This is a genomic window from Kibdelosporangium persicum (genome assembly GCF_013280595.1).
Lineage (GTDB): Bacteria > Actinomycetota > Actinomycetes > Mycobacteriales > Pseudonocardiaceae > Kibdelosporangium > Kibdelosporangium persicum.
The window spans coordinates 214,514-220,948 of the sequence record NZ_JAAATY010000015.1 but is presented as its reverse complement, the minus strand read 5'-3'; the positions used below and the strand labels follow the sequence as shown (position 1 = coordinate 220,948).

The 6,435-nt window shown below is 66.1% G+C and carries 5 protein-coding genes; 2 read left to right on the top strand and 3 right to left on the bottom strand.

What is annotated here, in order from left to right:
• From GC106_RS26020 to GC106_RS48920, 3 genes are all read right to left on the bottom strand, one after another.
• Nucleotides 1-189 (bottom strand): hypothetical protein (locus tag GC106_RS26020; protein ID WP_217280947.1); only part of this gene is annotated, 189 nt, incomplete at its 3' end.
• Nucleotides 190-499: 310 nt separating this feature from the next.
• A complete protein-coding gene (locus GC106_RS48925) occupies nucleotides 500-1,846 on the bottom strand; it encodes a WD40/YVTN/BNR-like repeat-containing protein (protein WP_281368610.1) in 1,347 nt (448 codons plus the stop codon).
• Nucleotides 1,783-2,769: a WD40/YVTN/BNR-like repeat-containing protein gene (locus GC106_RS48920; RefSeq protein WP_281368609.1), complete on the bottom strand. Its 987-nt coding sequence runs from the start codon at nucleotides 2,767-2,769 to the stop codon at nucleotides 1,783-1,785. The genes GC106_RS48925 and GC106_RS48920 overlap by 64 nt, the downstream gene beginning before the upstream one ends.
• Before the next feature lie 226 nt (nucleotides 2,770-2,995).
• Here GC106_RS48920 and GC106_RS26010 point away from each other — a divergent pair, with 226 nt between their 5' ends.
• Together GC106_RS26010 and GC106_RS47095 are read left to right on the top strand one after the other, a co-directional pair.
• The gene (locus GC106_RS26010; protein ID WP_246366704.1) at nucleotides 2,996-3,955 is read left to right on the top strand and encodes a pectate lyase family protein; all 960 of its coding nucleotides are present in this window, start codon (nucleotides 2,996-2,998) and stop codon (nucleotides 3,953-3,955) included.
• A complete protein-coding gene (locus tag GC106_RS47095) occupies nucleotides 3,955-6,396 on the top strand; it encodes a pectate lyase family protein (RefSeq protein ID WP_217280946.1) in 2,442 nt (813 codons plus the stop codon). The genes GC106_RS26010 and GC106_RS47095 overlap by 1 nt, the downstream gene beginning before the upstream one ends.
• The last annotated feature ends 39 nt before the right edge of the window (nucleotides 6,397-6,435 follow it).

Below are 6,435 nucleotides of genomic sequence, written 5' to 3'. Positions count from 1 at the left end.
GGTGTGGACGAGTAGTGCGGCGGTGTTGCTGTAGCCCAACTCGTACGCGGCTCCCCGGCCGTCTACTTCGGACAGGATGTCGAAGTATTCGGCGTAGTCCCGGAGTATCCGCCTGTGTACGGCGGTGAGCCGGGTGACAAGCTCGCGGTTGCCGAGCTGCCAGAGTGGTGTGGAAGCGATCTGCCCCATACGTCCAGGATACGCCGGTAAAACATGAAAGTCTTCGAACATCAGTACGATCACACGATAGGGGGACAAACCCGAGTTTCCTTGACAGAACCTGCGTGGGCCGACCCCTTGACACGCATGGTCGGGCATTCGCCCAGGCCGGGCGGGAGGAACAGAGCACGAAGGTTTTCCGTGCGCTGTCGCGCTTCTGGCCCGCCGGCTACGCATCGCTGGGAGATCCGCGACGACCTCCGCGAGGCGTTCCTGCGCCTGGGGTGCGCCATCATCTGCTTCCGCCGACTGGTCAAACCTGCAACTCTGTCAGGAGTTCTCAGGACGGTGAGCCGAGGATCACGCCGCGGCCGTTCGTTCCCAAGTAGACCCTGCCGTGGACGCGCGGGTCACCGGTGATCGCGTCGCCGATGTTGCCGTACTGGTGCTTGTCATCGTTGATCCGTACCCAGGTGGCGCCGGTGTCGTCGGACCGGAAGACACCGTGCACGCCACCGATGCGCGCTATCGCGTACAAGGCTGGATAGGTCTTGCCAGGTGCGGCTTTACCGAACCCCATGTTGTCGGCTTCCTGCACTGTCGCCAGTTTGGTGAACGTCGTCCCGGAGTCCGTTGAACGCCATAGACCACCCGTGCCGGCCAGCCAGATGTCGCCCTCGCGCCCTGGCACGGCCTTGAAGTGCCCGCTGGTCGGCAGACCCGTCGCCGCGCTGGCCGTGAAGGTCGCGCCGCCGTCGACACTCACGGAGAACCGGCCTGCCGCGAACCCGTAGAACTTCCGCGGGTTGACCCGGTCGGCTTCCACCTTCGCACCTGCCGGGATTCCGGTCGACGCGGTCCATGAACTGCCGTACCCCGAGGCGTGGTGTACGCCTGTTCCCGTTGGGCTCCAGACGAAACGGCTCGCATCGGCGCCCGCCGCGACCGTTCCGCCGCCGGTCACCCCAGCGGGTTCCGCGCCCTGGAACCAGTTCGAGCCGCCGTCGGTCGAGAACGCGATCCTGGTGTCGTTCGGCCGCGCCGCCTTGTCGAAGTTCCCGACCCGGACGATCGAGGCCGGGTTCAGCTCGGCATAGTCGAGGCCGGTGGTATTCGTGAACACCGGCGAGGTGAACACCTTGCCGGGCACCACGTCCAGCCGGTCGTGCCGGAATCCGCCGATGTCGCCGAGGCCACTGATCAGCGGCGCGCCGCTCGGCGGGCTGATCAGGTCGAGCACGGCGGTCTCCTCAAGCCCGGAGACCATCGGCCTGATCGTGATCTTGCCGCCGCTGTCCCACGCGGTGAGGTTGGTCGTCCCGTAGATCGTGGCGCCGGTTCCGTACATCATCCGGTTGGAGTCGAACGGATCGATCTCCATCGCCTCGGTCATCCAGCCCAGCTTCGGCGTCACTTCCGGCGGTTGCGGGGTGGCACCGAGGGTCAGCCACGGAACCGCCGAGATGTCCTGGGTGTAGCGCATCGACCGGTTCGGATAGCTTGCCCAGTCCCAGATCCTGGTCCAGGTCGCGCCGCCGTCCGTGCTGCGGAACAGGATGATGTCGGGCCACCACGACACCTGGGTGGAGACCATCACCGTGCCGGGCCTACTGCGGTCGAGCGTCAGTCCGCTGTAGCCGAAGTAGTTGTCGGAACTGGCGGACGGATCGGGCTGACCTGAGTCCACTGCCCGGTGGCCGTCGCGAACTTCCAGACATCACCCTTGCTGCCGTCGTACGGCCCGCCGGTGTCGCTCGTCGCGAGGTACAGCATGCCGTTGACCGGGTCGAGAACGCCCTTGTGCGGCAGGTATCCCGTGGGCTGCCCGGCCACCCGCTCCCAGCTCGCGCCGCCGTTCGTGCTGCGGTACAGGATGTTCTGCTTGTCCGCCACGCCGACGTAGACGGTCTGCGTGGTGTTTCCCCGCGTTCCGGTCCGCGGGTCGAAGGTCACCCAGAGCACGCCCTGGTTGTCGTTGAGGTAACCATTGGGATCGTTGGGATCCTGGGCGTAGTTACCGGGATTCGGGAAGGACGTCACCTTGCTCCAGCTGACGCCGGAATCGGTGCTGCGCCACAGGCCGTTGCCGCTCGGCGCGGCCAGGTACAGGGTGCTGTTGCGGTTGGGGTCGATCGCCAGCCGCTCCCCCATGCCACGGCCGGGCATGTTGCCGCCGAGCTTGAACGGCAGGTTCGTCCGCTGCCAGGTGGCGCCGCGGTCGCTCGACCGCAGGATGGCGCCGTTGTTCGGGTCCCAGCTGTTGGTGTACATCCCGGCGGCTACGTAGACCCGGTTCGGGTCCACCGGGTCGGTCGCCAGGCTGGCCACGCCGTTGAGCCCCCAGTTGTCCCGGCCAATGTGGTCCAGCAGGGGTATCCATCGGCCGGTGGACTGGTTCCAGCGGTACGCGCCGCCGATGTCGGTCCGCGCGTAGATCAGGTTCCGCTCGGTCTGGTTGAACACGATTCCGGGCACGAAGCCGCCACCCGCGATCTCGACGTTGGTCCAGCTGTACGGCTCCGCCGCGGTGGCCGTGGCGGTCGCCGCCGGCACGGTAAGGACAGCCGTTGTCAGGGTGCCCGCGAGCAGGCCGGCAAGAGCTCTCCGCATTGAGAGGCCTCCGATCGCCATGGTCGATTTTTCGGGGAGCGCTCCCAGACGCAGCGTAGCCGGACGGTGACGATCAGGACAAGACTGTGCCGCCTCGGCGTTGACAGGCGGGAGGGAAGTGCCTAGCGTACGGTGGGAAAGCGCTTTCCGGTGGCCGTTCCAGCGCTGGGCCACGCCCGCATCCGCATCTCCACTGTGGACAGAGTTGTTGACGAGGAGAATGGGAATGAACCAGTTTCGTCGCCGAAGCCTGCTCGCCGGAACGGCAGCGGTGGCTGTAAGCGCTTTCACCACCCGGCCTGCCACCGCGGCCGCCGCCACCGCGGACGGTTTCGCCGCGGTGAACGCCCTCGGGCAGAACGGCACCACCGGTGGTGTGGGCGGCCCGGTCGTCACAGCCACCACCGCCGAGCAGTTCCTGGACTACATCGACACCGTGGGCGCCATGACGATCCAGCTCCAGGGCCGGATCGGCATCACCAGCAAACAGGGCGTCCGGCCGAACAAGACCATCGTCGGACTGGGCACGTCCGCGGTGATCGACGGTGGCGGCCTGGACTTCTACCGGTCGTACAACGTGATCGTCCGCAACATCAGATTCACCAACGCCGAGGACGACGCGATCAACGTCGGCCAGAACTCGCACCACATCTGGATCGACCACAACGAGTTCGTCACCCCGGTCGACGGCGCCGTGGACATCGTCCGTGGCGCCGAATACGTGACGGTGTCGTGGAACTGGTTCAACCAGACCGACAAGAGCATGTTGATCGGGCACTCCGACGGCAACGCCAGCCAGGACCGGGGCCACCTCAAGGTCACCATCCACCACAACTACTTCGACCGATCGCGCCAACGGCACCCCCGGGTCCGGTTCGGCGAACCGGTGCACGTCTACAACAACTACTTCCGCGGCAACAGCCTGTACGGTGTCGCATCCACAATGGACGCCGGGGTACTCGTGGAGGGCAACTACTTCGAGAACGTGCCGTACCCGATCTACTCCGGCTACGCCGAGAGCGATCCAGGCCGTGTGGTCCAGCGCAACAACATCTTCGTCGGGTCCGGCACCCCGCAGACGCTGGGAACGGTCGTCGAACCACGCACCTACTACTCGTACACCGTCGACGACCCGGCTTCCATCCCGAGTGTCGTACCCGCAGGCGTCGGCGTGGGGAGAGTGTGATGAGAACACCCACAGCGCTGCTGGGCTTAGTGGTCGCGGCATCGGTGGTGCTCGCGCCAGCGGCATCGGCTGCCACACTGCTCACCGACGACTTCGAGGACGGCAACACCACAGGGTGGAGCACCAGCGGCGGCAGCTGGTCGGTGGTCAGCGACGGGTCCCGGGTCCTGCGCCAGTCGGGAGCCAGCACCGACGCCCGGGTACGCGTCGGTGCGAGCTGGTCCGGCCAAGCCGTGCAAGCACGGGTCAAACCGGCCACCTTCAACGGCACGAACCGGCACGTGGCAGTCACCGCCAGGGCGCAGAACTCCACCAACTACTACTACCTGGCGTTGTCCAACACCGGCTCCGTCGTGCTCGGCAAGCGGGCAGGCGGTTTCACCACGCTGGCGTCCGCGCCTGCGGCCGTGTCGACCGGAACGTGGTACACGGTCCGGTTGGAGGCGTTCGGAACGACACTCCGTGGTTTCGTCAACGGCACGCAGGTGCTGGCGGCTAACGACGGCACGTTCAGCTCCGGAAACGCCGGATTCGCCACCTACTACGCCAGCGCCGCCTTCGACGACATGCTCGTCACGGACGTCCCCGGCACCGGTGGGCCACCGGACCCGCCACCGCCGGGCACCTGCGACACGTCGGGGACACCGACCGGCTTCGCTTCGGTCGACGCGTGGGGCCAGAACGGCACGACCGGTGGCGCCGGTGGGCCGAAGGTCGAAGTGGACACCGCCACGGAGTTCCTCACCGCGATCGCCCAGTCCGGCCCGCTGAACATCTGTGTCCGCGGGATGATCGCCCTGCCGGGTCCCATGCACAACGTCACGTCCGACAAGACGATCGTGGGCATCGGCGCCGGGTCGGGCCTGACCGGCGGTGGTCTGAACATCGGCCTGCCCGTCGACGAAGCCATGACCGCGCCGCCGCCGGACGCCGTGCACAACGTCATCATCCGCAACCTTGTGTTCCGCGACTGGGCCGACGACGCCATCAACGTGCAGATGTTCTCGCATCACGTGTGGATCGACCACAACGACCTGGCGAGCGGGTACGACGGCGCTATCGACGTCAAGCGCGGCTCCAGCTATGTCACCGTCTCGTGGAACCACACCCACGACCACACCAAGAACATGTTGCTTGGCCATGACGACGACAACAGCGCCCAGGACGTCGGCCGGTTGAAGGTGACCTACCACCACAACTGGTTCAACGAGACGCCGCAACGTAACCCGCGTGTCCGCTTCGGCGAGCCGGTGCACGTCTACAACAACTACTACTTCCATAACACCGATGTCGGCATCGCCTGCCAGGCCAACGCCGGATGCGTGATCGAGGGCAACTACTTCGAGAACGTCGAAGAGCCCGCCAGCAACCGCTACGCCGGGCCGTCCGGCCGGTGTGTGGCGCGGGACAACGTGTTCGTCGGCGAATCCGGCCAACCGGAATGCAGCGGAACCGTCCAGGAACCACGCACCTACTACGCCTACACCCTGGACGACCCGAACACCGTCAAGGCGACTGTCATGGCGGGCGCTGGTGTCGGCAAGATCGGCGCAGCCACAATGGCGGCGAGCACCGCCGATGGCTGGGCCAGCGTCAACGCCCTGGGCCAGAACGGCACGACCGGCGGTGCGGGTGGACCGACGGTCACCGTCACCACAGCCGCTCAGCTGGAGGACTACGCGGGCCGACCCGGACCGTACGTGATCATGGTGTCCGGCCGCATCCAGTTCGACGACATGATCACGGTCGTGGCCAACAAGAGCATCATCGGTGTCGACGCCGAGATCAGCGGCGGCGGGCTGCAGCTCGGCTCGACCACCCGGCCGGGCAACAACGTGATCATCCGCAACATCAGGTTCAGCGGCGCGTCGGACGACTCGATCAGCGTGACCAACTCCGCGCACCACGTGTGGATCGACCACAACGAGTTCCTGCCGGGAACCGATGGCTCGGTCGACGTCAAACGCCGGTCCAACTACGTCACGGTGTCCTGGAACTGGTTCCGCGGCACGGACAAGTCCATGTTGCTCGGGCACTCCGACACCTACACCACGGACGTCGGGCACCTGAAGGTCACGTACCACCACAACTTCTTCGACGGCTCCGCACAGCGTCATCCCCGGGTGCGGTTCGGCGACCCCGTCCACGTGTACAACAACTACTACCGCGGCAACAGCCTTTACGGTGTCGCGTCGACGATGAACGCGGGTGTCGTCGTCGAAGGCAACTACTTCGAGGACGTCGCCTTCCCTTGTCACGTGGGTTACGCTGAGTCGGATCCAGGCAGGATCGTGCAGCGCGACAACGTTTTCGTCCGTTCGGGGACGTGTGAGGCCGCGGGCAGCGTGGCCGAACCACGGACCTTCTACCAGTACTCTCCGGATAGTGCGGCCGGCGTTCCGTCCATTGTTCGCAGTGGCGCCGGTACCGGCCGTATCTGAGTAGGGAAGCTCCTCGTGAGCACGCCGCCAGGGTGCTCA